This window comes from Olivibacter sitiensis DSM 17696 (assembly GCF_000427965.1).
Classification (GTDB): Bacteria; Bacteroidota; Bacteroidia; order Sphingobacteriales; family Sphingobacteriaceae; genus Olivibacter; species Olivibacter sitiensis.
The window spans coordinates 26,232-50,420 of record NZ_ATZA01000019.1 but is presented as its reverse complement, the minus strand read 5'-3'; the positions used below and the strand labels follow the sequence as shown (position 1 = coordinate 50,420).

The window sequence follows — 24,189 nt, the reverse complement described above, 5'->3', positions numbered from 1 at the left end:
CCTTGATATGGATACGGCTAAAAGTTTGATCTTGCCTGGGGGCTATTGCGAATCACTTACCCATTACAAACGTTGGCTTACGCGCGAGGTAAGCATTGGCGATGTGCCTATGGGAGGACATCAACCCATACGTATCCAAAGCATGACTACGGTGGATACGATGGATACCATGGGATCGGTGGAGCAAACCATTCGCATGGTAGAAGCCGGATGTGAGTATGTGCGTATTACGGCTCCAAGTATCAAAGAGGCTCAAAACCTGGCTGAAATAAAGAAAGAACTTCGTAGGCGTGGTTGTCATGTGCCTTTAGTGGCCGATATTCACTTTACGCCCAATGCGGCTGAAGTAGCGGCCCGTATCGTTGAGAAAGTACGTATCAATCCGGGCAATTATGCCGACAAGAAGAAGTTTGACCAGCTGACCTATACCGATACCGAGTATCAGGCTGAACTGGAACGCATATACGCTAAGTTTGCGCCATTGGTGAAGATCTGCAAGGAATACGGCACGGCCATGCGTATCGGTACTAACCACGGGTCGCTTTCCGACCGTATCATGAGCCATTATGGCGATACGCCCGAGGGCATGGTGGAGTCTGCCATGGAGTTTATGCGTATCTGTGAGGACCTGAATTATTATAATTTGGTCATCTCCATGAAATCGAGCAATCCGCAGGTGATGGTGCAGGCCTACAGGCTGTTGGTAGAGAAAATGGTGGCAGAGGGAATGAACTACCCCTTGCACCTGGGCGTGACGGAGGCCGGCGACGGCGAAGATGGCCGCATCAAATCGGCCGTGGGTATCGGTACCTTGCTGGAAGACGGTTTGGGAGATACGGTGCGGGTATCGCTCACGGAAGAACCCGAGCTGGAGGCTCCCGTGGCAAGGGCCCTGGTGAAACGCTATGTGTCGCGTGCGGCACATGCTCCTGTAGCAAGTGAAGCTGCCGAGCCGTCGGTCAAAGATGGCAGGAGGGAAGTGGCCGAGGTGAACGCCTTCATCGGCGGTGCTATGGTGCCACGGGTAGTGGCCGATCTGTCAGCCAAGCGGTTGGTAGATCCTGCCGTACTGAACGAAATAGGTTATATATACGATCCTTTACTGGATAAGTTCCACATGGGAGAGCAGTCGGTAGATTTTGTTTTTTTGGGCAGCAATTTGCCTTCTTTTCAGATGCCGGGCAACCTCAAGCAGGTATACGATTATCCTACTTGGCAGCTATTGAAGAATAAGGCCAACGCACATCCGCTCTATAGCTTGGAACAATATATCCATGCCGACGAACGGGATGCGCACCTGAACCTGGTCTCTTTGAAAAAGGACGATCTTTACGGCAATTTGTTTGCAGACTTGCCGGTAGACGAAACCTTGGTCTTTGTGCTGACAACCAATGCGGCGCACGGCATGGCAGATCAGCGCCAATTTTTCTATCAGTTGAAGGAATGGGGGCTTGATATGCCGGTTATCGTCAAGCGCAGTTACGATCCAAAGGATTTCAATGGTCCACTTGGAGACATCATGAGCGACGAAGAGCCTATTTCGAAAATGCAGCTATATGCCGCAACGGATATGGGCGCATTACTCATTGACGGGATGGGAAATGGCATTTGGATAGATTCGCCTGCCATACCCACAGATAAATTGGTTTCTGCCTCCTTTGCTATCCTGCAAGCCACGCGGTCGCGTATATCCAAAACCGAATATATTTCTTGTCCCAGTTGTGGCCGAACACTGTTTGACCTACAGGAGACCACCCAGATGATCCGCAGTCGCACCAGCCATCTAAAAGGTTTGAAAATAGCCATTATGGGCTGTATCGTCAACGGTCCCGGCGAAATGGCCGATGCCGACTATGGCTATGTGGGAGCTGGCCCTGGAAAAGTAACCCTCTACAGAAGCAAGGAAGTGGTCAAGCGCAATGTACCATCTGCCGATGCGCTCAACGAGTTGATTGAGATTATCCGTCAGGATGGTAATTGGATCGATGCTTAATTTTGCATTGTGAGCAGCCTTTCAAGCCAGTCAACAAATGACTGATCAGCCAATAAACTTATTTATATTTCGGATAGATATTGTACAATATCTTCAAGTCCCTTTCGGTCAAGACAGGTTCGATGTCGTCTTGTATAAAATGGCGCTTGAAGGCCACGATAGCCGCATTGATATCACTAGTGTCATATCCTATCAGGCTTAGTGCCACTTCGGGATCAAAGCCTTCAGGTGGCATCACCAAGCTGTCCAGGTCATCATACCAATAGCCAAAACCTTCCTGTGCAAGTCGATCCCAAGGGAAATTGGCGGGGTCGGGTTTCCTTTTAGGGGCAATATCGGAATGACCGATAAAATTGGCCTCGGGTATTTTGTACTTTTCCTTTAAGATGGCCAGCAATTTTATGAGGTTTTCTATTTGTATGTCCGACCAAGGTTCATGTCCATTGTTGTCCAGCTCAATGCCAATGGAGGAGGAGTTGAGATCCGTGTCCTTTCCCCATTTTCCTATGCCGGCATGCTGCGCCCGGAGGTAATCGTTCACCATCTGCACCACTTCCCCATTTCGGCCAATCACGTAATGGGCGCTTACTTGCGTGCGTGGCAGGTGAAAGGTATGGATGGTCTGGGCCAATGAGTCTTGTGCCGTATGGTGGATAATAACAAAATTTGGCCTGCGGATTCCAAAGTTGACCGAGCCAATCCATTGTTTTTGTTCTACTTGTAAGGAGTCAAAAGCTTGATTGGTAGGAGGTGTAGTGGAGATTAACTTGGCAAATTCCTTGGCTTGTCCCTTGTAGATCTTTTCGGTGGCTGCATATTGGCTTCGGCACGCAGACAGGCAGAAACCGATCAGTATCAATATGAAAAAGGGGAATAATATACGCTTGTGAAACATGTGGTCTGAAATTTTGGGTAAAACTAGGGAAAAGATGTGGGAAATCAGTTATCAGCTATCAGACATCAGCTATTTTGATCGGGAATCTGGCGGCAGACCAAAACCAAATGAACGTTGTCTTGTTGTAATAAATATTTGCACAAATGTGCAATGACGACCACGATCATTATTATTGTAAATTCAGTTTATTATTATGGCAAAGAAAGTTGCTGACCAAATCGTAGAAACCTTAGTCGATACGGGGATTAAAAGGGTTTATGCTGTGACAGGTGATAGCCTCAATGAGTTCAATGACGCCGTGCGGCGCAATGGTAAGATAAAATGGATCCATGTGCGACATGAGGAAGTTGGCGCTTATGCGGCCGCGGCCGAAGCCGAACTAGATGGACTTGCCTGTTGTGCCGGTAGCAGTGGGCCTGGGCACGTGCATCTCATCAATGGCCTGTATGACGCCAATCGATCAGGTGCTCCTGTACTGGCCATTGCCTCTACGATGCACAGCGAGGAGATGGGGTCCAGTTATTTTCAGGAAACCAATACCATCAAGTTGTTTGACGATTGCAGTGTCTATAACCAAATCGCCACCACCCCCAAACAATTGCCGCGTATGCTGCAAATGGCTTTACAGCATGCCTATAGCAAAAAAGGGGTTGCGGTACTGGGCTTGCCGGGTGATGTGGCCATGGAGAAGGCTGTAGAAATCACTAGCGAAACGAGCTTGATGCGTTATCAGTCTGTTTTGAGACCTTCGGATGATGAGTTGCAGCAACTGGCAGATACTATTAATAGCCATAAGCGCATTACCATCTTTGGTGGCATAGGCTGTAAGGGAGCGCATGAGGAGGTTATTTCCTTGGCCAAAAAGATATTGGCGCCGGTAGGCTATTCCTTCAGGGGCAAAATGTACTTGCAGCACGACAACCCCAATGAAGTGGGAATGACGGGGCTACTCGGTCTGCCATCTGCCTATCATGCCATGCACGAATCCGATTTGCTGCTGCTGTTGGGAACCGACTTTCCCTATAAGGATTTTATACCTGAAGATTGCGACATAATCCAGATCGATGAAAAGCCTGAGCGCTTGGGTCGTCGGGCCAAGTTGACCATGGGCTTGGCTGGCGATGTGCAGGAAACGATAAAAGCCCTGTTGCCATTGCTGCAGCAAAAGGAAGATAGTGCTTTTCTAGATGCGCAGCTCAAGGTGTACGATAAGGTGAAAGAAATTCAATTGACCTATGTGAAAGATAGGGGAGAGAAAAACAATATCTCACCAGAATACTTGGCACATACCATTGACAGGTTAGCCGCAGATGACGCCATTTTTACGGTAGATACCGGCATGAGCTGTGTATGGGGAGCGCGGTTTATTACCGCTACTGGCAAGCGCGAAATGCTTGGTTCGTTCAACCATGGGTCTATGGCCAATGCCATGCCACAGGCCATTGGTGCCGCATTGGCTCGTCCCGACCAGCAGGTTATCGCCTTTTGTGGCGATGGTGGACTGTCCATGTTGATGGGCGATTTGGCTACTATCGTTCAATATAACCTGCCTATCAAGATTATTGTGTTTGATAATCGCTCCTTGGGCATGGTGAAGCTGGAAATGGAAGTAGCCGGATTGCCAGACAACGAAACGGATATGTATAACCCCGACTTTGCTACCGTGGCGCTTGCTATGGGCATGAAGGGGATATGCGTGGACGATCCCGATAATGTGGAAAGTGCCATTGCCGAAGCTTTGTCTCATGATGGGCCTATTCTGGTACATGCCAAGACGAATCCCAACTCTCTGGCCATGCCGCCAAAAATCGAATTTTCGCAGATGAAAGGTTATGCCATCACCATGGGCAAGCTTATACTGAATGGCAGAATGGACGAAGTGCTGGATACGGTGAAGAGTAACTATAAGCACTTGAAAGAAGTGCTTTGACAATAAGATAATGTTTTAATGTATCTGTATAGGGCGAAAATCTTTTTGCTTGTTTGTCATTGCGAGCGGAAGGGGCGGATGGTGCCGGGAGTGAAGCAATCCCGTTTGCAACGACGATCCGCCTGTGCGGGACTGCTTCGTTCCTCGCAGTGACGGTCGTGCCGGTGTCATTGCGAGGAGGTACGACGTGGCAATCTGACAAACAAAAATGGAGCCTGACTGCAGTCAGGCTTCATCATTCTTCTTCGCAATGACGCGTTTTTAGAACAATAAATTTTGTCCTGTACTTATGTCATTGCATGGTTCAGTGCACACCTAAAACCTAATATCCGCTGTCGTCTAGTGCAAATGTGCTTTTTCTGGTTTTCCATTTCCCTTCCGTGAAATCCGGAAATTCCAACGATTTGTTGCCTTCTGCCAGTGACTGCGTGGAAAGCGGTGTGATGACACTCATCGTGACCGAATCGTACACATCAATGGGGGGTTGCTTTTTATCGCGCACGGCTATGATAAAGGCATTGAAAACGTACCAATCCATGCCGCCATGGCCTGCACCTGCGGCATCGCTGGCGTACTTCGCCCACAGTGGATGGTCGTATTTCTTCAACCATTCGTCTGCCCGATCCCAGGCATGACCTTTGGCTGCCTGCCCTTCTATGTAAATGCCATTGTTCACATCCATCCATATGCCATCGGTACCCTGCACGCGGAATCCGAGCGAGTAGGGACGGGGCAAGTGCACGTCATGAGATAACAGCACAGTCTCCCCGTTACTGGTGTTCATTAAGGTAGTTGTGACATCGCCATTTTTATAATTGATCTTGGCATTAGGGTGTCCGGGGGCATTTTTTTCGATATAATCTGCCAAACCCCGTGCCTTGCTGGAAAATGCTACCAGGTTGGTGAAGCGATTGCCGTGGTTGATGTCCGCCCATTTCATAATGGGGCCAATGCCATGTGTAGGATATAAGTCACCATCTTGGTCTATGTTGAACTGCGTACGCCATTGTGCTTCGCTCATGGACTTTTCGGGACCATATTCATAGCCGCCGCCATAAGGTTGCTTTCCATCATTGAATAACACCTCGCGCAGGTCATGTTGATAGCCGCCTTCGAAATGCACCAATTCGCCAAATAGCTTTTGACGTATCATATGTAGAATAGCCATTACATCACGTCTGTAGATAACGTTTTCCAATGTCATATAGGGCATCTTCGTTTTTTCAGAGGTTTTGACTATTTCCCAGTGATCTTCCACTGTAGCCCCTGCAATTACCTCGCAGCCCACGTATAGCCCTGCTTTCATGGCATCTATGGACTGTTGTTTGTGAAATTGCCAAGGGGTCGCAATGATGACGGCATCTAGCTTTTCCTTGTCGATCATTTTTTTATAAGCATCCAATCCGCCAGTATATTCCTTTGGTAGTGCTTTGTCAGCCTTCTGAAATTGTTTTCTGCAGCTTGCCAATGGTTCTTCCTGTGTGTCGCAAATGGCTACTACTTCCACGTCGTCACGCCTAAGGGCTAGGTTCACGTGATTGCGACCACGAAGGCCAACACCTATAAATCCCAAACGGATCTTCTTGTCCTGTGCAAATAAATTGTTCGAAGCAAGACCGATACCTGCTGCGGCAATAGACCCCGTCTTGAGAAAAGATCTTCTATCCATACGTCAATGATTGATTAAATTCGAAGCCTAAGGTAAGGTTTCGGAGGCATACTGCAAAGGCTTGCAACGCCATTTTGACAACGCAAACGGTTGCGTAATTTGGCGCAACCGTTTGCGTAAATTTAGTTCACGGGGAAATGGGCGCATAATGATGGGTTTTTCCGCTTACAAAGGAAGCGCATATCCTACTGTGATGTGAAACAAACGGCTACGTCCGTCATTCCCTATCGCCGTTTCTTCACTGCCGGCACCGGGAATGGACATGTTCTTGTATAAGTCTCTCATGCCAATCCCATAGCGCCCATCCAGTAGTAAAAAGGAATCGTTGACAGGTATTTCCACACCACCACCCAGCCATACTCCCCAATCAATTCTATTGAATTTTTCATTGAAATCGGCCTTTCGGCTGATGTTGTCAAAATTGGCTATCGTACTGCTTTCATAAGACTCCCTTCCTGCAAAGGCATAGGATATGGACGGACCGACATTGATATAGTATCTTGTACTTACACCAAAATCAAAGCGGGCCAAGAGCGGAATGTCGATATAGTGTAATTGTGTCTTTTGTCTGATGGTGGTAGCTGGGTCTGTGGTTTGGCCAGTGGAGATAAAGTCCGTAATGGAATTGCGCATGCTATAGTTGATCTCGGGTTGTAGAATGAAATCCCTAGATGAGCTGAATGCGATATTAAATCCCACCCCGGCCGTCAGTCCGGGAGCAAGGCGTTGCTGGGAGGTGTTGTTCAGTGTCTTGTCGAAGTTATAGGTGCCTAGGTTGACACCGATTTGCGGAATAAGATGAACTTCTTGGGCTACACCCGAGTAAACCATGCATTGCAATAGCAGAAAAATGAACCATGATAAGGGCTTTGTCATATGATGAAATTAGTTGGTTTCTCGATAGGGAACAATGCTGGAAGCCCTTTTGTTTGATGAACATGAGGGACATAGAATTAGCAATTTCCTCCGCTGTGATGTTATTTAGCCAACCTTGGTTTTATTGACTTTCTGTTGACAAATTTTTCGTAAAAATATTTTGAATAGTGTATTTTGTACACTATCTTTGTGTCATCATAATTTAGGTTTATAATTGGTTAGTTAAGGTCTTCAATCTCCCCGGTTGAAGGCCTTATTTTTTTAAGAGAATATCCTTCTTTTAGAAATTGACATCCGGCTGTTAATTCATAGTATATATTTGCCCGTTGAATGTATACATTCGATGCGATGTAGCTTTCTTAATCGGAAATTGCATGAAACGGTGTAACTATTATCAAACAAAAGTATCCAAATAACAATGAAGCTTTTATTAAGGTATCTTACAACATATAAATGGCTGATTGTGCTAGCTTTGTTTTGTGCGGCCATTAATCAGATTTTCTCCTTGCTCAATCCCTATATTTTAGGAAACGTATTGATAGACCCCTTTGCCAATAAGGCCGCCTCTTTTCGACTTCGCGGTGCAGATGATGAGTTTTTCAGGGGTATTACCATTGGCTTGCTCATGATTATTGGGGCTGCTATGGTTTCACGTATAGCCAAGGCTTTTCAGGATTATTTGGTCAATGTTATCATCCAGCGTTTCGGGGCGTCATTATATACCGATGGATTGAAACATGCTTTACGACTTCCTTATCAGGATTTTGAGGATCAACGGAGTGGCGAAACCTTGTCCGTTTTGACCAAGGTGCGCGCTGATTGCGAAAAGTTTATTTCCAGTTTTATCAACGTGCTGTTTACTACTATTGTAGGCTTGGTATTCGTGACGATAGTGGCTTTTAAGTTGAGCCCTTTATTGCCGCTTATTTATCTTGTTGGCGCCATTGTACTCAGCCTACTGACCAGTATTCTGAGCAGAAGGGTAAAGGTCATACAAAAGAATATCGTGAAGGAGACCAATGTGCTTGCAGGATCTACCACGGAATCGCTCCGCAATATCGAACTGGTGAAAAGTCTTGGCCTAACGCAGCAAGAGATCGGACGTTTGAACGATACTACCATGAAGATCTTACAATTGGAGCTGCGCAAGGTGAAGAGCATACGGACGGTGAGCTTTATTCAGGGCACCTTTGTTAACTTCTTGCAGCAGTGCATCATGTTTGCCCTTTTGTTTTTTGTGTTTCGGGATAAGATTACCGTAGGCCAAATGATGATGATGCAGTTTTATAGCTTCTTTATCTTTGGACCGCTACAGGAGTTGGGCAATATCATCATGTCCTATCGAGAGGCCGAGGCCTCTCTGAACAATCTGCAGGAACTTTTTTCCAAGCCCGTAGAGCACAGACCGCTTAATCCTGCCGTCATAAGCCGAATAGATAAGTTGCAATTTGAGCAGGTCGTTTTTCAGCATTCCACAGCTCACCGCCCAGCGTTGCAAGGCATTAGCTTTTCGCTTAGTAGGGGAGAGAGCATCGCCTTTGTTGGGCCGTCGGGTTCCGGGAAAACTACTTTGGTGAAGTTGTTGGTTGGTCTGTACAAGCCTAGCAGCGGAGATATTTTATACAATGGCATATCGGCAGCGGAGGTGGATTTTGATGCCTTGCGTTCGCAAATTGGTATGGTAACACAGGATACCCAGCTTTTCTCGGGTACTATCCGGGAAAATATGCTCTTTGTCAATCCAAGTGCCAGTGATGAACTGATAGCGGATGTCATTCATAAGGCGGCTGGGCAGAGCATTTTGGATAGGGCGGAGAACGGGTTGGAAACGGTAATAGGCGAGGGCGGGCTCAAGCTTTCGGGAGGCGAGCGTCAACGCCTGTCTATCGCCAGGGCATTGTTGCGCAATCCTCATCTCCTTATTTTTGATGAGGCAACTTCCGCGCTCGATTCCATTACGGAAGAGGAAATTTCCGCTACGATAAGAAACATCACGGAAAAACGCCAGCATCTTACCATCATGATTGCCCACAGGCTTTCCACGGTGATGCATGCCGATCGCATTATTGTCCTGGAGAAAGGAAGAATAGTGGAATGGGGTACCCATGCCGATCTGTTGGCCCTCAAAGGACTGTACTTTGCCATGTGGCGGCAGCAAATCGGAGAAAGCCTATCACAGACCCACTCCATTGAATAGATTAAATCTGAAGGCTAGGGACATGAGGTGCACGTTGGCATAGGCGTACTGCAGTTCTGTCTGGAAAAAGCCTTGCCCCAAAAGCATAGATGCACCTATTAAGGGTACGGTTTTGCCGTGGCTTATGTGTATGGGATCGTTTACCTCCACATAGAACTGGTCTACATCCACAAGTTCTGGGTCGAACTGGAAAGACCAATGTCCAAGCCCTTTTAATATGCCTGTTTGACGTATAATGCCTAATTGAGCAGATAGGCTAATGAATTTAGGAGCCTTGTATAAGCCTGTAAGTACCGCTTGATAGGAATTGGTCGCATACTGTGCTTCCAGGCCACTGCTGCGACTGGTAAAATATTCATTATTGGTGTTCAGGAAGTCATGTCCGAGAGATGGTTTGTATTTTGTACTTTGTTTGGTGTACGAAAGCAAAATATTCCATTTAATGGGACTCAGGCGGAGCAAGGCCAAGTGCTGGCTGAGATCGTGCCTTATTCCCATGCCAAAGGCAAAAAGGCGTACGTCATCCCCATCATTCGCTTGCAGGTGTATAGGCAATGCCCTTACGGATACTTCCGTGCCCAGGCCAATGCCTACATTTAGTTGCGGCAAAGCATAAGGTGTGTAGCCCCTCTCAATGCCTAGCCCATCCAAGAGATCGAACTGGCCCGAGATCTCATCGCCATTTCTGGGGTCGGTCAATCGCTCGCCGGTTTCTGGATTAAGCACGTAGTAGCGCATCCAGCTATCCACATTTTTTGAAAAGAGCGTGGAGGCAGTGGGAGACGTGGTGATGAAAGTGGGTTTGTATAGTTCAGAGGTATTCATGTAGTGCTCGCCCTTGGGGATAAATGCTGAAGAGGTGATTAACGATAGCGAAATACTTCCCAGTTTTCCCGGTTGCTTGCCGTATCCCCAACCCTGGTTTAGGGAATAGCCGAAGTTGGACGAAAAGTCACGGCTATAAGCGTCGAGATAGCTATTGGCAAATTTGCTCAACTCGTTGATCTGTTGTTGAACCGGAAAGGAGAGGTCTTGTGCATACGGCTTAAACTGAAAAAGGAAAAGGAAGCAAATGGACAAGAACGAACGACTAATAAATTTCATTGGATATTCAATTCGTTAGATGTAACCGTGTTGATTTGAAAATAATAACGTGTTTTTTTTTGAAATGTTTTGTTGTTGCTGTGACAAAAAATATTAATCCAGACTATATTGTTGATTTGACGCCCTATAGTTTTCCTTTGGGAGAATTTTCATACTGATGAAGAAATGCTAACTTAGCGACAAAATAATACGATATTTTATACGCCATCATGCTCGAACCTATCATAGGGATTATTTTCGTCGCTTTTTTGCAAAGAATTGCCAAGCACTCGGAGAATGGCGAGTGGGCTAAGCAGTTGAAATTGTTGATGTTGACTTTTATCGGTCTGCTCATAGGCGGTTTGGTATATTCGTCTCTGCAAAACCTGTTTTTCTTGGGCTCATGTATATTGCTGGGATGGCTTTGCTATCTTATTTATAAAGAAGATTTTTTCAAGCGAGTGAGGTTTTTGATTTATGCCGTCCTACCGTTGTTGTTTATCTCCATCGCAGATTGGTTTATAGAGCTTCTCGCCCCAGGTTTTTACGCCAAGTACGACGATTTTCTTGAAAATCTAACTATCCTTGCCGTCATCTGGTTTTTTTGCATGTGGATATTTACCAATAGGCAGCAAAAAGCGCTGGAGAAAGAACGCCAAATGCGCTTGGCCGAGAACAAAGTGATGTCTCAGGCCAAGTTGGAACTGGAACAGCAGGTAACGGAGAGAACGGCCCAATTGGTGAAACAGAATAAAGCACTGGAAAAGACCCTCACCGAGTTGAAGAACGCACAAACACAGCTCATTCAATCCGAAAAAATGGCTTCGCTGGGTGAATTGACGGCGGGCATTGCCCATGAGATACAAAATCCGCTCAATTTTGTGAACAACTTCTCAGAGGTGAGTGTAGAGCTATTGGATGAACTGCGGGATACCTTAAAGGATAAAGGAGTATGGCAAGAAAGTGAGGATATAGGCGACCTTATGGACGATCTATCGCAAAATCTGGAGAAGATTACCTACCACGGCAAACGTGCCGATTCCATTGTAAAGGGAATGCTCCAACATTCTAGGACTACTACCGGCGTAAAGGAAGAAATAGATTTGAACGCCTTGATCGATGAATACCTGCGCTTGAGTTACCATGGGCTCCGGGCTAAGGACAAAAGCTTTAATGCACAGATGATAACGGACTTTGACCCCAATCTGAAACAGGTGAAGGCCGTACCTCAAGATCTTGGTCGGGTACTTCTCAATCTTTTTAACAATGCCTTTTACAGTGTATCAGAGAAAAAGAAAAATAGCCCTATGGCCGACTATATGCCTAAAGTGGAGGCTAGGACAAGAAAAGAATTTGACTTGTATGGCAATGAAAAGGTAGTCGTTACGGTATGGGACAATGGGTTGGGTATACCAAGTGATATTTTGGAAAAGATTTATCAGCCCTTTTTTACCACCAAACCTACCGGGCAGGGTACCGGCTTGGGACTGTCCTTGAGCTACGACATTATTACCAATGGGCATCAGGGGGAGCTAAAGGTAGATACGAAGGCAAGGGAGTACGCCCAATTCACAATTACACTTCCGGTTGCATAAAGAGGTTGCCAGAAAATGAATAAGATAACGCATTAATGAAAATTTTAGTAGTCGATGATGAGCTTGATGTGAAACCGCTGTTTATGCAACGTTTTAGGAAAGAAATCAAGCAAGGAGATATAGAAATACATTTTGCCAATTCGGGAGAAGAAGCATTGATCTATTTGAACGATAAATTATCGGAAGTGGTGCTCATTCTCTCGGATGTCAATATGCCGGGGATGAGCGGCTTGGAGTTGCTGTATTCCATCCGGCATAAACATCAATATAGTCCACCATTTATTATGATGATTACCGCATATGGAGATGAAGACAACAGGAAGCGCTCTTTCGAGCTGGGGGCAGATGACTTCCTTACCAAACCATTGGATTTTGTATTGTTGAAGGAAAAACTTAAAGAATTGGATGTATAATGGCTAGGATATTAGTTGTAGATGACGAGTCGGATCTGGAATTGCTCATTAAACAAAAATTCAGAAAGAAGATTAGGGAAGGCGTGTATGAGTTCGTTTTTGCGGAGAATGGGCAGGCGGCACTTGATATATTAAAGAGCGATTCGACAATTGAGGTGATGTTGAGCGATATCAATATGCCTGGCATGGATGGGCTCACCCTACTGACAAAGCTACCCGAAGCCAATCCCATGATCAAGGCCGTGATGGTGTCTGCCTATAGCGATATGGACAACATTCGGACGGCAATGAACAGGGGGGCCTTTGATTTTGTGTGCAAGCCTGTCAATTTCAGTGATCTGGACGTCACCATAGAAAAGACGTTGCAGCATGTCGATCAGCTGAAGCAGACGCTGAAGGCCATTAAGGAAAACAACATCCTAAAAATGTACGTGGATGAGAACGTACTCAATTTCATGACGCAAAAGGAGTTTGAAAATAGCCTGATGGTTAATGAAAGCGTAGAAGCTACGGTGCTATTTATTGATATATGTGGTTTCACGTCCATTACAGAATCCATTGAGCCCGATCGCGTAGTGCAGTTGATCAATTCCTTTTTCGATATCATGGTGAAGGAAATCATTAGTCAAAAAGGACTTGTAGACAAATTTATGGGCGATGCCGTGATGGCCGTTTTCAAGGGCGATTACCACTTAGATAGGGCCATTGATGCGGCGCTTGCCGCAAGGGAGAAGATTGCTGCATGTCCCGATATTGCGGCCGATGGCAAGGTGTTCCATCCGCAGGTGTCTATAGGGATCAATTCAGGGGAAATGATTTCCGGTAATATTGGTTCGGCGTCGCTCAAGCGGCTGGACTACACGGTGATTGGCGATGTGGTCAATGTGGCTCAGCGCCTGCAGGCCAAGGCACAACCCGGACAGATTGTCGTTCCGGAAAATGTGTACGAAGCCGCCAGGGAGTATTTCCAGATGAGCAAAATGGGAGAGATAAATCTCAAGAACAAAGCCAATCCCGTAGCCGTTTATGAGGTGATTTCGTAAGATTTTTTTTCTCGCAACGCACAACTCTGACCACACACAACTCAATGGTGTTCCCTGATCCTCTTCTTGAGCACACCTCCTGTCACTTCCTTGATGGAATTGGTGAAGATAAAAGCCTGTGGATCTATTTGGTGCACCATGTTCTTCATACGCCGTACCTCCAATCTGGTAATCACGGTGAAAATGATATCTACAGGATGGCTTTCCTCAAAGCTATCTTTGAGAAAGCCCCTTTCGCCTTTGTAGATCGTAATGCCTCGTCCTAGTTCCATCACCAGTTTTTTCTTGATGATTTCGCTCTTGCCCGAAATGATATTGACGGCGGTGTACTCTTCCAGTCCCTCGATTACAAAGCCTATCATGCGGGTGGCAGTGTAGTAGGTAAGCACTGAATACAGAGCCGTGGGAATACCCAAATGGATGGCCGCAATGGAAAAGATAACGATGTTAATGCCCAAGATAACTTCCGTGATGGTGAAGCCGCTCCACCGCAAGGTATAGAGCGCCAAGACCTCTATACCATCCAGTGCACATCCTCCCCGCATGGAAAGCCCCACACCCAATCCCATGAAGGCACCACCAAATATGGAAACCAACAATTTGTCGGACGTGATAACGGGATAGGGTACATAGAGCAGGCAGAAGCCCAAGAGTACTACGCAAAACAAGGTCTTGAGGGCAAAGGTCTTATTCACGAGATAGGAGCCCATCACGATAAAGGGTAGATTGGCCAGCACAATGACATAGGCGATATTGAAGTGGTATATCTCATGGATTAGGAGGGATATGCCGGTAACCCCGCCGTCAAAGAAGCTATTAGGCACCAAGAACCCTTTCAGTGCGAAGCCGCAACACAATACGCCCGCAATCATATAACCTATGTCTCTTAATACAAAATTCACTTTTGCCTTACTCGTCGTTTCTGTTGTATGCTCCATGTATCAATAATTGTAAATTATCCTGTTTTTTGTTCTCTCGTCCCTTGATATTGGTTTGTGTGAAATATCGATGTTGTTCCAAAAAGTCAATTTGCATTTGGCGCCAAGTCTTGTCGCTCAACTGCGGATCTTCCCACTTGAGCTCGCTGTACAACCTGTCGCTCCAAAGGGCATAGTCGTCTCTTCCCAAATAGTCCAAGTCGGCATCGCATATGATTTCCTGCAACAAGTTGGCCGGCTGTTGCGGTACTCTGGTTGCTAAGATAATGGGACAAACCTGTTCGATGATTGTAGTTGAATAGCCGAGCATAGGAAGATGCTGTAGTGCGATCTCGCAAGACCACTTCTCATGTCCCTCCTTGCCCTTTGCAAAACCTGTATCGTGAAAAAGGACCGCTAGCAATAGGATTTCTTCCTCTTGTGCCGATATGCCTTCCGACCGACCTATCCGCTTTGCAGCATCAAACACATCTTGCGTATGTTCTACGTGATGGTAGTGGTAATGGCTAGGAACAGTTTTCCTAATGAGGTGAAAAGCGAAGTTGATTACTTTTTCGGGTGGCATCAATATCGAGTTATCGCCCGCTAATATAGGAATTATTTTATTTTTGTTCTGCTATGGGCTACTCGTTTTCCGTCCAATGGGCACTCATCGTTGGTCTGCTGTCTTTGCTGGGTCTATAGATGTGTTTTTGCTGCAAAATTAGTCAATGAAATAGCGTCATTGGTCCGTTCAAGTCCTTTAACCATTCAGTATTCATTTAGCCTTCCTTGTCCTTTATTCCACTCTCCTTCGACAGTAGTGGTACCAGGGTGTGCTTTATGGGTAGGTTCGGGCTAGGGGAATCGTTGTGTGTGGAGCAGGACAAAAAGATTTTGGGGCTTAGGTACGAATGAATGTCAGAGGAAGGTCGATGAAAGCAGTACGGCCACATTAATAAAAAATTAAAAAAAGCATTCCCAATTGGCGGTAATTTGTACTTTTGTTTTTTAATGGAAGTACAGCACACCATTCATCGCAAAAAATCGTCTCAAGAGACCACATTGGCCCGTCTATTTTTTTCTTCTTTGGTTATACGTTTCGTTTTTTTTTATGCGAAGCCAAAGGGCTATTTGCATGGTAATGTGTACGTAGGTGTTCCATATAAGTTTGCTCAACAATCAAAATTAAGCCTGTGTTTTTCTGATGGAAAATATACTCATTAAATCCGCCAAGGTAATTTATCCCGGACATGAATTGCATGACCGAATAGTAGACGTGCATTTGAAAAACGGGAAAGTGGAAAGGATAGGGGAGAGCAATAGCTTGAATGACGATTCTGCCAAGGTAATCGATGCTCATGGCTGTTACCTTTCGCTCGGTTTTTTCGATCTTAACGTTAACTTTGGTGAACCTGGTCTTGAAACCAAAGAAACCTTATTAACAGGTACCGCTGCTGCCGCCGCCGGAGGTTTTACGGGAGTAGCGTTGCAACCCAATACCAAACCGCCTATTCACAGCCGGGCGGAGGTCTCCTACATCGTCAATCAAGCAAAGGGACTCTTGGTAGACGTATATCCTCTGGGTGCCATTAGCCATAATCGGGAAGGCGTAGATTTGGCAGAGATGTACGACATGAGCCTGGCTGGGGCCGTTGCCTTTACCGATGGGGACAAAAGCGTGGCTCAGGCAGGACTGATGAGCAGGGCCTTGCTCTATAGCAAAGGCTTTGATGCCTTGGTTTTCTCCTTTGCCGAAGACAGTACAGTTGCCGGCAAGGCGAAGATGAACGAAGGTGTGATGAGTACCTATCTAGGGATGAAAGGCAACCCAAACCTGGCTGAAGAGTTGATGGTGAGCAGGGATCTATACCTCGCTGCCTATAATGGAGCGCCTATTCATTTTTCTACCATTAGCACTGCAGGTAGTATATCCCTTATTCGGGAGGCCAAATCAAAAGGTTTGCAGGTTACATGCGATGTAGCGGCTCATCATCTGGTACTGAGCGACGAGGCCGTTGCAGACTTTGATAGCAATTACAAGGTGAAACCGCCATTACGTACGGTTGAGGACATTACGGCCCTTCACGAGGGGCTGAAGGATGGAACAATAGATGCTATTGTATCGCAGCATACTCCACATGAAGTGGAATATAAGCGAGTAGAATTTGAAGTGGCCAAATATGGCATTATCAGTCTGCAGACATTGCTCCCTATGTTATTGAATACGGGGCTGCCCCTGGATTTAATAGTACAGAAATTAACCATTGGGCCAAGAGAGGTTTTAAAGATAAAATTACCTATTTTTGAGGAATCTGAGTTAGCTAATCTGGTACTTTTTGACCCAAATGAGCTATGGCATTTTAACGGAAGAAACAATAGGTCGAAGTCTAGCAATTCGCCGTATCTCAATCAAAAATTGAAGGGTAAAGTACTGTTGACGGTCAACAATGGCTTAACATATTTAAACGAGTAAACATGAACAATCGTATAGAAAGAGCGCTGAACGAAAGTATAACGCATTATGCGCAACAGGAAGGTGAGTCACAAGAGCAATTTCTGACGGCTTTGCACGCGGTATTTAATGCCGACGCGGATTTTATGGCGAAGGTGGATTTGCTGGACAGCGCTTTCGATGATTATATTGCTTTTGAGGAACTACGTGAGTTTGCCTTTGATCTGTTGTTGATGAATTTCTTCGCCGATGACGCTAAAAGATTGGAGGAAGACTACTTAGATTCTCCCGAGTGGGAACAAATTGAGGAAGATACCTTAGATAGGGGAACCGAACTGCTCAATGTTTTATTGTATCTGGACGAGTGCCGAGACGTGGATGTGGAACCAGAGCTAGAAGATTTTCTGAAAGAGTTTCTTTTGGTCGATGAAGACGAATTTCAAGACGAACACCGCATATACGAGCCCTTGATCGCCAATCAATTGCTAGTGGACAGCAGTTTCGAAGAAATAGCACGCGTGGCCAGCGAAATAGACATTGAGGAGGAACTCGCTCCTTTATTTTATCCAGTGGTGGCTTTTTTCAGCGAGCCCGATCCCAACGATGATACATGGAAGAGCTACCTATCGGCCAGCAATGAAAAGGCAAAAGATGCGGCCATCTATTCTCTGTTGGTGACTTTTAGCAAGTAGTAATGTTATAAACCCTAATAAATTGCACTATGAACAGTTATACCGAAACTCCAACAGCAAATCCGCTACAAATCATGTTAAAATACGCCCTAGCATGGGTGTTGATAGATGTTGTATTGCTCCTTTTATTCTACTATATATTCCCCAGCATTGTTGGAACTATGAAGGAAAGCATCGTAAAGATCATTATCAGTCTTGGCTTGGCTATCTACTTCACGTTGCAAATCAGAAAGGAAATAGGTGGGTATTGGACTTTTGGCGAAGCTTTCAAAACGGTATTTTTATTGTTTTTTATACCCGCGATCATTCTTTATGGATTTCGAATTGTATTTGCCAAGATAGATCCGCAGTATGAAAACCTGATCACTGAAACGACCCTGAACTCCTCTACTGCTATGATGGAGAATTTCATCACGGATCAAGATCAGCTGGATAAGGCAATAGAAGAAATGGAAAAAGGCGTGTATGTGCAGTTTCATCCAGGCTTTGTAGATGTACTGAAATTTTTGGCCCAGGTAGTGGTCATCTATCTTATAGCAGCGGCTATATGGGCGCTTATCTTCAAAAAAGAAAAACCCATTTTCATAGAGGAAGAGGATAGTACGGCTTATTAATGTAGGTATAAGGTCTAGGCCAGTAAGGTATGAGGAATAACCTTTACTTCTTACATCCTTCTGCCTTAATACCTCTTAAAAGTCTTGATACTTCAAATAAATGGAAATTAAGAAACAAATCAGAAATACAGGATTGCTTTATGGGGCGGTATTGGGCGTTGTCCTATTGCTATTGGCTGTCCTTCCCATGTATTATTACCTGAGCAGCGACTCATTATATGTGCTGGTTTTTGGACCGATGGTCACGGGATTTATGTGCACCTTGGCACTTGTAATCGTGTTCGGATTCAGGCTTAGAAAAAAGATAGGAGGCTATTGGGATTTTAGGCAGGCCGCTACTGGCTTGTTTTTCATGTTGCTTGTAGCAACAGTAATTCTGGTGGGAGGTGGCTATGTTTTTGACAATTATGTGGCTCCCGACGTGAAGGATAGGTTCAACGAGAAGCGCATTGCCCTTTCCATATCGGAAATGGAAAAATCTGGTGCTTCCAAAGAGGAACTGGAGAAACACATTGCAAAAATTGATGAACAAAAAGCGAGTGAAGGAGAAGTGTCATTGCAGAGCGTACTTTTGAATATTCCCATTTATGTGATTTGTATATTCGTGTTTTCCTTGCTATTTGCATTGCTTTTAAAAAGGGAAAAACCTAGGTATTACAATAGTGAAACAGGAGAGCTCATTTCCCCAAACGAAGTTTAATAAAGAATTTCAAATGGATATTTCCGTAGTAGTACCTTTATACAATGAAGTAGAATCCTTGCCAGAACTCGTAGCTTGGATAAGACGGGTCATGGAAGAACATGGCTTTTCTTATGAGCTTATATTGGTGGATGACGGCAGTAATGATGGTTCTTGGGCAATGATAGAGCAATTAAAGCAGCAAGATGCTGCTTTAGTAGGCATTAAATTTCGGCGCAATTACGGCAAATCTGCGGCACTTAACGTAGGCTTTGCGACAGCTACTGGAGAGGTGGTCATTACTATGGATGCAGATTTACAGGATAGCCCCGACGAGATCCCCGAACTCTATAGGCGCATTGTGCAGGAGGGGTTCGACCTGATATCTGGCTACAAGAAAAAGCGGCAAGATCCTTTGTCTAAGACTTTGCCCACCAAGTTGTTCAATTCGGCGACGAGAAAAATGTCGGGCATTCGCAACCTGCACGACTTCAATTGTGGATTGAAAGCTTATAAAAAGGACGTAGTGAAAAATATAGAGGTGTATGGCGAGATGCATCGATATATACCTGTCTTGGCCAAGTGGGCTGGCTTTACACGTATTGATGAACAAGTAGTGCAGCACTATCCTCGCAAATATGGTGTCAGCAAATTTGGAATGAGTCGATTTATCAATGGTTTTCTGGACTTGTTGTCCATCTTCTTCGTTGGTAAGTTTGGCAAACGTCCTATGCATTTCTTCGGCTCTATGGGAGTACTCGGTTTTTTTGCTGGTTTTGTTATCGCAATTTGGTTGATCGTCGAAAAGCTGATAAGCATCAGCAGAAATCTTCCTTATCGCGATGTGACGGACCAACCTTTGTTTTATATTGCGCTGGTTGCGATAGTCGTTGGTTTTCAGTTGTTTTTGACAGGCTTTGTGGCCGAGTTGGTTTCTCGCAGTGCGCCTGAGCGCAATCATTATCAGATTGAAAAGGTTGTTTAATTTGGTTGTCGGTTGTTAGTTACCAGTTGTTTGCTGAAGAAGCATCTTAAATCTAAAATCGTAAATCTAATACATGTCTGATTACCTGTTTTTCTCCATTATTATTCCCCTGTACAATCGTCCGCAGGAAATTGACGAACTGCTATTTACCCTTACGCAACAAGACTACCCGTCTTTTGAAGTATTGATTATCGAAGACGGATCTATCTCGGATGCGGAAGAAATCGTTAATAGCTATCGAGATAAACTGGATGTGAGGTATTTCGTGAAAGAGAATGCCGGGCAAGGTTTTGCCCGCAATTACGGTTTTGAACGGGCCAAGGGCGACTATTTTGTCGTGTTCGATTCGGATTGCCTCATTCCTGTCAATTACCTGAAAACGGTAAATGCCTATGTGAAGCAACATGGTCTCGATGCTTATGGAGGTCCAGACGCAGCACATGAATCCTTTACGCCAATACAGAAAGCTATCAGCTATGCTATGACTTCTCCATTTACTACAGGTGGTATTAGAGGGAGTAAAAAACATATCGGAATGTTTCATCCGCGAAGTTTTAATATGGGCGTGTCCAGAAAAGTATGGGAGTCGGTAGGAGGCTTTAAGATTACGCGATCTGGAGAAGATATCGAGTATAGTATCCGGATCCACGAGGCTGGATTTAAGATAGGATTAGTGCCAGATGCTGTTGTGTATCACAAGAGACGTACGGATTTTTTGCAGTTTTATAAACAGCTGCATTTTTTTGGCAGGGCCCGTATTAATATTTACAAGTTTTTTCCAAAAGAGTTGAAGCTGGTGCATTTCCTGCCTAGTGCCTTTGTGTTCTTTTTGGCATTTACCCTTCTGGCGAGTCTGTTCGGTTGGTGGACAGGAGCATTATGTCGTATCCTGTTGGGAATCTATATCTTGTTAATTTTCTTTCATGCCTGGATAAAAACCAAATCCTTAAAGGTTGCTGTTTTGGGAGTGATAGCGGCTTTTGTACAGCTTATTGCCTACGGCCTCGGCTTTACGCAGGATTTCATTCGTCGCTTAGTACTGAAGCAGTTTTAAGGAAGCTAAGCACTTTTCAACAAATGCTGAATCTTTGAATTTAGCTGCTCTACGTCATAGGGCTTGGCAATGAAATCATTAGCACCACATTGCCGTGCGATTATTGCTCCTTCTATGCTGGCGGAAAACAATATGATGGGTAAGTTTCTTGTCCTGATATCATTTTTCAAGATCTTGATAACTTCATCTCTAGCTACTTTTGGCATCCAGAAGTCAAGTAATAGGATGTCTGGCATTTCTTTCACTATCCTTTCAAAAAGCCTGGCAGAATTGGGCTCGAGCAATGTTTTATAACCATAACTTTCCAGCAAAAGGCCTGTCAATTCGAGGATTTCGCGATCATCGTCACATATCATAATTACTTCCATTTATCCCTAATTAAATTATCCTTTAGAAAAATCCTTGTTTAAAAAACTATACAGTTTGAATAGAACTGTCCATATTTATCCATATACTTTTTAAATTCAATAATCAATCCAAAAAAACTGCATTTAATATTTAGCCTTGTTTTTCAAGCTCATCTTTTCATATAGTATTTTTCTGACATTATTTGAACACAATTTGCCATAAGAAGCGCCGAAATAATACGTTTATGTATATTAAAGATGCGTAATTAGAATAAAGGAAATAGAACCTAAGATAAAAATGAAAAAGGTGCTTTGTATTGACGACGATCCTGCATTTACGGAAATGATTGCGGATGTCCTAAGTTTGGAGGGATATAAGGTGGAGGCGGACTCAGGAAAGAAAATGCATGATATCCTGAAACAGGACAGCAGTATAGGCCTTGTGCTCATGGATGAGCGCTTGGTGTGGACGTGGGGGAGCGAACTTTGTAAAGAGCTGAAGGAAAATCCATTAACCAAGGATATCCCTGTGGCGATCATGTCTGCTGCTAAGGATATCGAATTGATTACGGCACGTTGCGGGGCTGATGCTTACGTAAGAAAGCCTTTTGAGTTAGATTCTTTTTTGGCTACGGTCAGTCAACTATACCAATAAAAAATAACTTTAATGTTTTTCGGACAGATAAGTTTAATCTGCAATAAGGTAAGCAGTATCGCTGGGTATGATTACCTTTGCGCAAAAATTAAATAATTGATGAGTGCGGGAACTTACCGAAAGGACATCTATAGAGGTTTGCTGGTAGATATAATACTTAAAAAGGACCAGCGTAATGGAAGATTGACAAGAGGAGTGGTAAAAGACATCTTAACCTCTTCGGCATTCCACTCTCGGGGCATCAAGGTGCGGCTGGACAGTGGAGAAATAGGCCGTGTTGCTGCTATCATAGAAGAATAAAAGAATACACATTTTGAATTAATTTATATGATGATCAAATCAAGTTTATGGCGTGCCTTGATGATAGGAGGCATGTCCGTGTTAGCTGTTGCCCATACAGAAGTAAGCAAAGCCCAACAAAGTGCCCTTTTGGACAGGACGAAACTACAAGGTTGGCACCTTTTGGACAAAGAGAGGGACGGTTATATGGGGATTAGCCTAGACAAGGCCAAAGAACAATACCTAAACGGAAAGCCAAGCCATAAAGTACTTGTTGCAGTTATAGATGCCGGCGTAGATACCGCGCATGCGGGCCTGAAAGAGCGCCTATGGCATAATCCCAAAGAAGAAGCTGGCAATGGCGTAGATGATGATAAGAATGGGTATGTAGATGATGTATACGGATGGAACTTTCTGGGAAGGACAAATGATCCCTCTGTTAATGTCGATAAAGATTCATACGAGTTTCAGAGGATTTATTTTCGCGACAAGGCTAAGTTTGAAAATATAAGCAACGCCGCTGCCCTGAAAGGACGAGAAAAGGCCGATTATGAACAATGGCTTAGGGCAAAGGAACTCACCCTGGATAAAAATGAAGGGGCTGGACAGGAAAAAGAGCAATTGCTCATGTTGCAGCAATTTTTTGGCAGGGCCGATAGCCTATTGCGCCGACATATAGCACCTACTTATGGCATCGCTGAGGTAGATACCGTGAAGCTCGATGGCGCTTCGCAGGAAATGATGGCCTCTGTCAATCTGTTGAAAATGTTGATTGAAGGTTTAGGCGGTGGTGTCGATAATCAAGGGATTCCGTCAAAATTGGATGAAATGCTGGCCGATGCTGAAAATAACGCCTCCGCCTTGCCGGATAGTGTGCCCAACTACCGCGGCAATGTGGTTAATGATAACTACTATGACTTCAAAGATCGTTATTATGGCAATACCAATGTGAACGCGGGCGATGTGATGCATGGTACACATGTGGCAGGTATTATTGGCGGTATCCCACAGGATAACGGTGCGAGAGGCGTAGTGGACAATGTGGAGCTAATGACCATTAGGGCCGTGCCTGACGGTGATGAGCATGACAAGGACGTGGCCAACGCAATACGCTATGCGGTAGACAATGGCGCATCCATCATCAATATGAGCTTTGGAAAAGCAATAAGTCCCGAGGAAGAGGAGGTTCAAAAGGCCATTCAGCATGCTACAAAAAAAGGAGTGCTCATCGTGCACGCAGCAGGCAATGAAAACAGCAACATTGATACGGCTTATAATTTCCCGAGATCTATATATAAAGGAAAGCGCATTCCCAATTACATATCAGTGGGAGCCTCGACGGATACCTCTTTTACTAGGGACAAGCTGCTTGTAGCCCCTTTTTCCAACTACGGTAAAGAAAGGGTGGATGTGTTCGCTCCAGGAGTATTGATATATGCTACCGTTCCTGGGGGCGATTATCAGTTTCTTCAGGGAACGAGCATGGCTTCTCCAGTAGTGGCGGGACTAGCGGCATTACTCAAATCTTATTACCCAAAACTAAAAGCCAAAGAGCTGAAAGCCCTAATTGAAGATTCGGCCGTACGTGTAGACTATTTAAGTCCGGTCAATGGTGTGGGCGACCAGGTATCTTTAGGTGATATCTCCCGTACCGGAGGGATCGTCAATGCGTACGAGGCATTTAAATTGGCTGAAGATAGATATGGGGCTATAAAGTAATATAAGGGAATACCCCATAGCATAAGTTAAAGTAAAAGGCTATCGTTGTTTTTTGCGCAAGAGCAGAAATCATGATAGCCTTTTTTGTGTTTTTATTGT

The 24,189-nt window shown here is 44.9% G+C and carries 22 protein-coding genes; 15 read left to right on the top strand and 7 right to left on the bottom strand.

What is annotated here, in order from left to right:
- The first annotated feature begins 7 nt into the window (after positions 1-7).
- Positions 8-1,993 carry a (E)-4-hydroxy-3-methylbut-2-enyl-diphosphate synthase gene (ispG, locus tag A37S_RS0111570; protein WP_028297123.1) on the top strand — a complete coding sequence of 662 codons (1,986 nt, stop codon included), beginning with the start codon at positions 8-10 and terminating at the stop codon, positions 1,991-1,993.
- A gap of 58 nt (positions 1,994-2,051) precedes the next feature.
- On the opposite strand, the gene A37S_RS0111565 is transcribed toward ispG, so the two are convergent.
- Complete coding sequence (locus A37S_RS0111565) at positions 2,052-2,888, bottom strand: N-acetylmuramoyl-L-alanine amidase (RefSeq protein ID WP_028297122.1); 837 nt, start codon at positions 2,886-2,888, stop codon at positions 2,052-2,054.
- 193 nt (positions 2,889-3,081) lie between these two features.
- Between A37S_RS0111565 and A37S_RS0111560 the strand changes: the two genes are divergently transcribed.
- Positions 3,082-4,818 carry a thiamine pyrophosphate-dependent enzyme gene (locus A37S_RS0111560; protein ID WP_028297121.1) on the top strand — a complete coding sequence of 579 codons (1,737 nt, stop codon included), beginning with the start codon at positions 3,082-3,084 and terminating at the stop codon, positions 4,816-4,818.
- A 322-nt stretch (positions 4,819-5,140) separates the two neighbouring features.
- On the opposite strand, the gene A37S_RS0111555 is transcribed toward A37S_RS0111560, so the two are convergent.
- Positions 5,141-6,487, bottom strand: coding sequence for a Gfo/Idh/MocA family protein (locus A37S_RS0111555; RefSeq protein WP_028297120.1), 1,347 nt, complete (start codon positions 6,485-6,487; stop codon positions 5,141-5,143).
- 165 nt (positions 6,488-6,652) lie between these two features.
- Positions 6,653-7,363, bottom strand: a complete 711-nt coding sequence (locus tag A37S_RS0111550; RefSeq protein WP_028297119.1) for a porin family protein — start codon at positions 7,361-7,363, stop codon at positions 6,653-6,655.
- 418 nt (positions 7,364-7,781) lie between these two features.
- Here A37S_RS0111550 and A37S_RS0111545 point away from each other — a divergent pair, with 418 nt between their 5' ends.
- Complete coding sequence (locus A37S_RS0111545) at positions 7,782-9,560, top strand: ABC transporter ATP-binding protein (protein ID WP_028297118.1); 1,779 nt, start codon at positions 7,782-7,784, stop codon at positions 9,558-9,560.
- Here A37S_RS0111545 and A37S_RS0111540 read toward each other — a convergent pair.
- A complete protein-coding gene (locus A37S_RS0111540) occupies positions 9,537-10,664 on the bottom strand; it encodes a DUF6588 family protein (protein ID WP_028297117.1) in 1,128 nt (375 codons plus the stop codon). The genes A37S_RS0111545 and A37S_RS0111540 overlap by 24 nt on opposite strands.
- A 209-nt stretch (positions 10,665-10,873) precedes the next feature.
- On the opposite strand from A37S_RS0111540, the gene A37S_RS0111535 reads away from it, so the two are divergent.
- The 3 genes from A37S_RS0111535 to A37S_RS0111525 are packed head-to-tail and all read left to right on the top strand — an operon-like array spanning position 10,874 to position 13,694.
- Positions 10,874-12,238 (top strand): sensor histidine kinase, encoded by a 1,365-nt coding sequence (locus tag A37S_RS0111535; protein WP_051293058.1) that lies wholly within the window; start codon positions 10,874-10,876, stop codon positions 12,236-12,238.
- 35 nt (positions 12,239-12,273) lie between these two features.
- On the top strand, positions 12,274-12,651 hold the full coding sequence (locus tag A37S_RS0111530) for a response regulator (protein WP_028297115.1): 378 nt from the start codon (positions 12,274-12,276) through the stop codon (positions 12,649-12,651).
- The gene (locus A37S_RS0111525) at positions 12,651-13,694 is read left to right on the top strand and encodes an adenylate/guanylate cyclase domain-containing protein (RefSeq protein WP_211229778.1); all 1,044 of its coding nucleotides are present in this window, start codon (positions 12,651-12,653) and stop codon (positions 13,692-13,694) included. The genes A37S_RS0111530 and A37S_RS0111525 overlap by 1 nt, the downstream gene beginning before the upstream one ends.
- Before the next feature lie 41 nt (positions 13,695-13,735).
- Here A37S_RS0111525 and A37S_RS0111520 read toward each other — a convergent pair whose 3' ends face one another.
- Entirely contained in the window at positions 13,736-14,632 is an 897-nt protein-coding gene (locus A37S_RS0111520; RefSeq protein WP_028297113.1) for a YitT family protein, read from the bottom strand.
- Positions 14,604-15,197 carry an HD domain-containing protein gene (locus A37S_RS0111515; RefSeq protein WP_028297112.1) on the bottom strand — a complete coding sequence of 198 codons (594 nt, stop codon included), beginning with the start codon at positions 15,195-15,197 and terminating at the stop codon, positions 14,604-14,606. Before A37S_RS0111515 ends, A37S_RS0111520 begins: the two co-directional genes overlap by 29 nt.
- Positions 15,198-15,818: 621 nt before the next feature.
- Between A37S_RS0111515 and A37S_RS0111505 the strand changes: the two genes are divergently transcribed.
- The 6 genes from A37S_RS0111505 (at position 15,819) to A37S_RS0111480 (ending at position 21,090) form a co-directional block, all read left to right on the top strand.
- On the top strand, positions 15,819-17,087 hold the full coding sequence (locus tag A37S_RS0111505) for a dihydroorotase (protein WP_028297110.1): 1,269 nt from the start codon (positions 15,819-15,821) through the stop codon (positions 17,085-17,087).
- A gap of 2 nt (positions 17,088-17,089) precedes the next feature.
- Positions 17,090-17,758 carry a hypothetical protein gene (locus A37S_RS0111500; protein ID WP_028297109.1) on the top strand — a complete coding sequence of 223 codons (669 nt, stop codon included), beginning with the start codon at positions 17,090-17,092 and terminating at the stop codon, positions 17,756-17,758.
- Positions 17,759-17,787: 29 nt separating this feature from the next.
- A complete protein-coding gene (locus A37S_RS0111495; RefSeq protein ID WP_028297108.1) occupies positions 17,788-18,372 on the top strand; it encodes a DUF4199 domain-containing protein in 585 nt (194 codons plus the stop codon).
- A 100-nt stretch (positions 18,373-18,472) separates the two neighbouring features.
- Positions 18,473-19,072 (top strand): DUF4199 domain-containing protein, encoded by a 600-nt coding sequence (locus A37S_RS0111490; protein WP_028297107.1) that lies wholly within the window; start codon positions 18,473-18,475, stop codon positions 19,070-19,072.
- A gap of 13 nt (positions 19,073-19,085) precedes the next feature.
- On the top strand, positions 19,086-20,036 hold the full coding sequence (locus A37S_RS0111485) for a glycosyltransferase family 2 protein (RefSeq protein WP_028297106.1): 951 nt from the start codon (positions 19,086-19,088) through the stop codon (positions 20,034-20,036).
- Between the two features lie 85 nt (positions 20,037-20,121).
- Entirely contained in the window at positions 20,122-21,090 is a 969-nt protein-coding gene (locus tag A37S_RS0111480; protein ID WP_028297105.1) for a glycosyltransferase family 2 protein, read from the top strand.
- A 5-nt stretch (positions 21,091-21,095) separates the two neighbouring features.
- Here the strand turns inward: A37S_RS0111480 and A37S_RS0111475 are convergent, their stop codons facing one another.
- On the bottom strand, positions 21,096-21,458 hold the full coding sequence (locus A37S_RS0111475; protein WP_028297104.1) for a response regulator: 363 nt from the start codon (positions 21,456-21,458) through the stop codon (positions 21,096-21,098).
- Positions 21,459-21,735: 277 nt separating this feature from the next.
- On the opposite strand from A37S_RS0111475, the gene A37S_RS0111470 reads away from it, so the two are divergent.
- The 3 genes from A37S_RS0111470 (at position 21,736) to A37S_RS24475 (ending at position 24,090) form a co-directional block, all read left to right on the top strand.
- Positions 21,736-22,092 (top strand): response regulator, encoded by a 357-nt coding sequence (locus A37S_RS0111470; protein ID WP_028297103.1) that lies wholly within the window; start codon positions 21,736-21,738, stop codon positions 22,090-22,092.
- Between the two features lie 99 nt (positions 22,093-22,191).
- Positions 22,192-22,392, top strand: a complete 201-nt coding sequence (locus A37S_RS0111465; RefSeq protein ID WP_028297102.1) for a YwbE family protein — start codon at positions 22,192-22,194, stop codon at positions 22,390-22,392.
- Positions 22,393-22,419: 27 nt separating this feature from the next.
- Positions 22,420-24,090 carry a S8 family serine peptidase gene (locus A37S_RS24475; protein WP_051293056.1) on the top strand — a complete coding sequence of 557 codons (1,671 nt, stop codon included), beginning with the start codon at positions 22,420-22,422 and terminating at the stop codon, positions 24,088-24,090.
- Positions 24,091-24,189 lie beyond the last annotated feature (99 nt).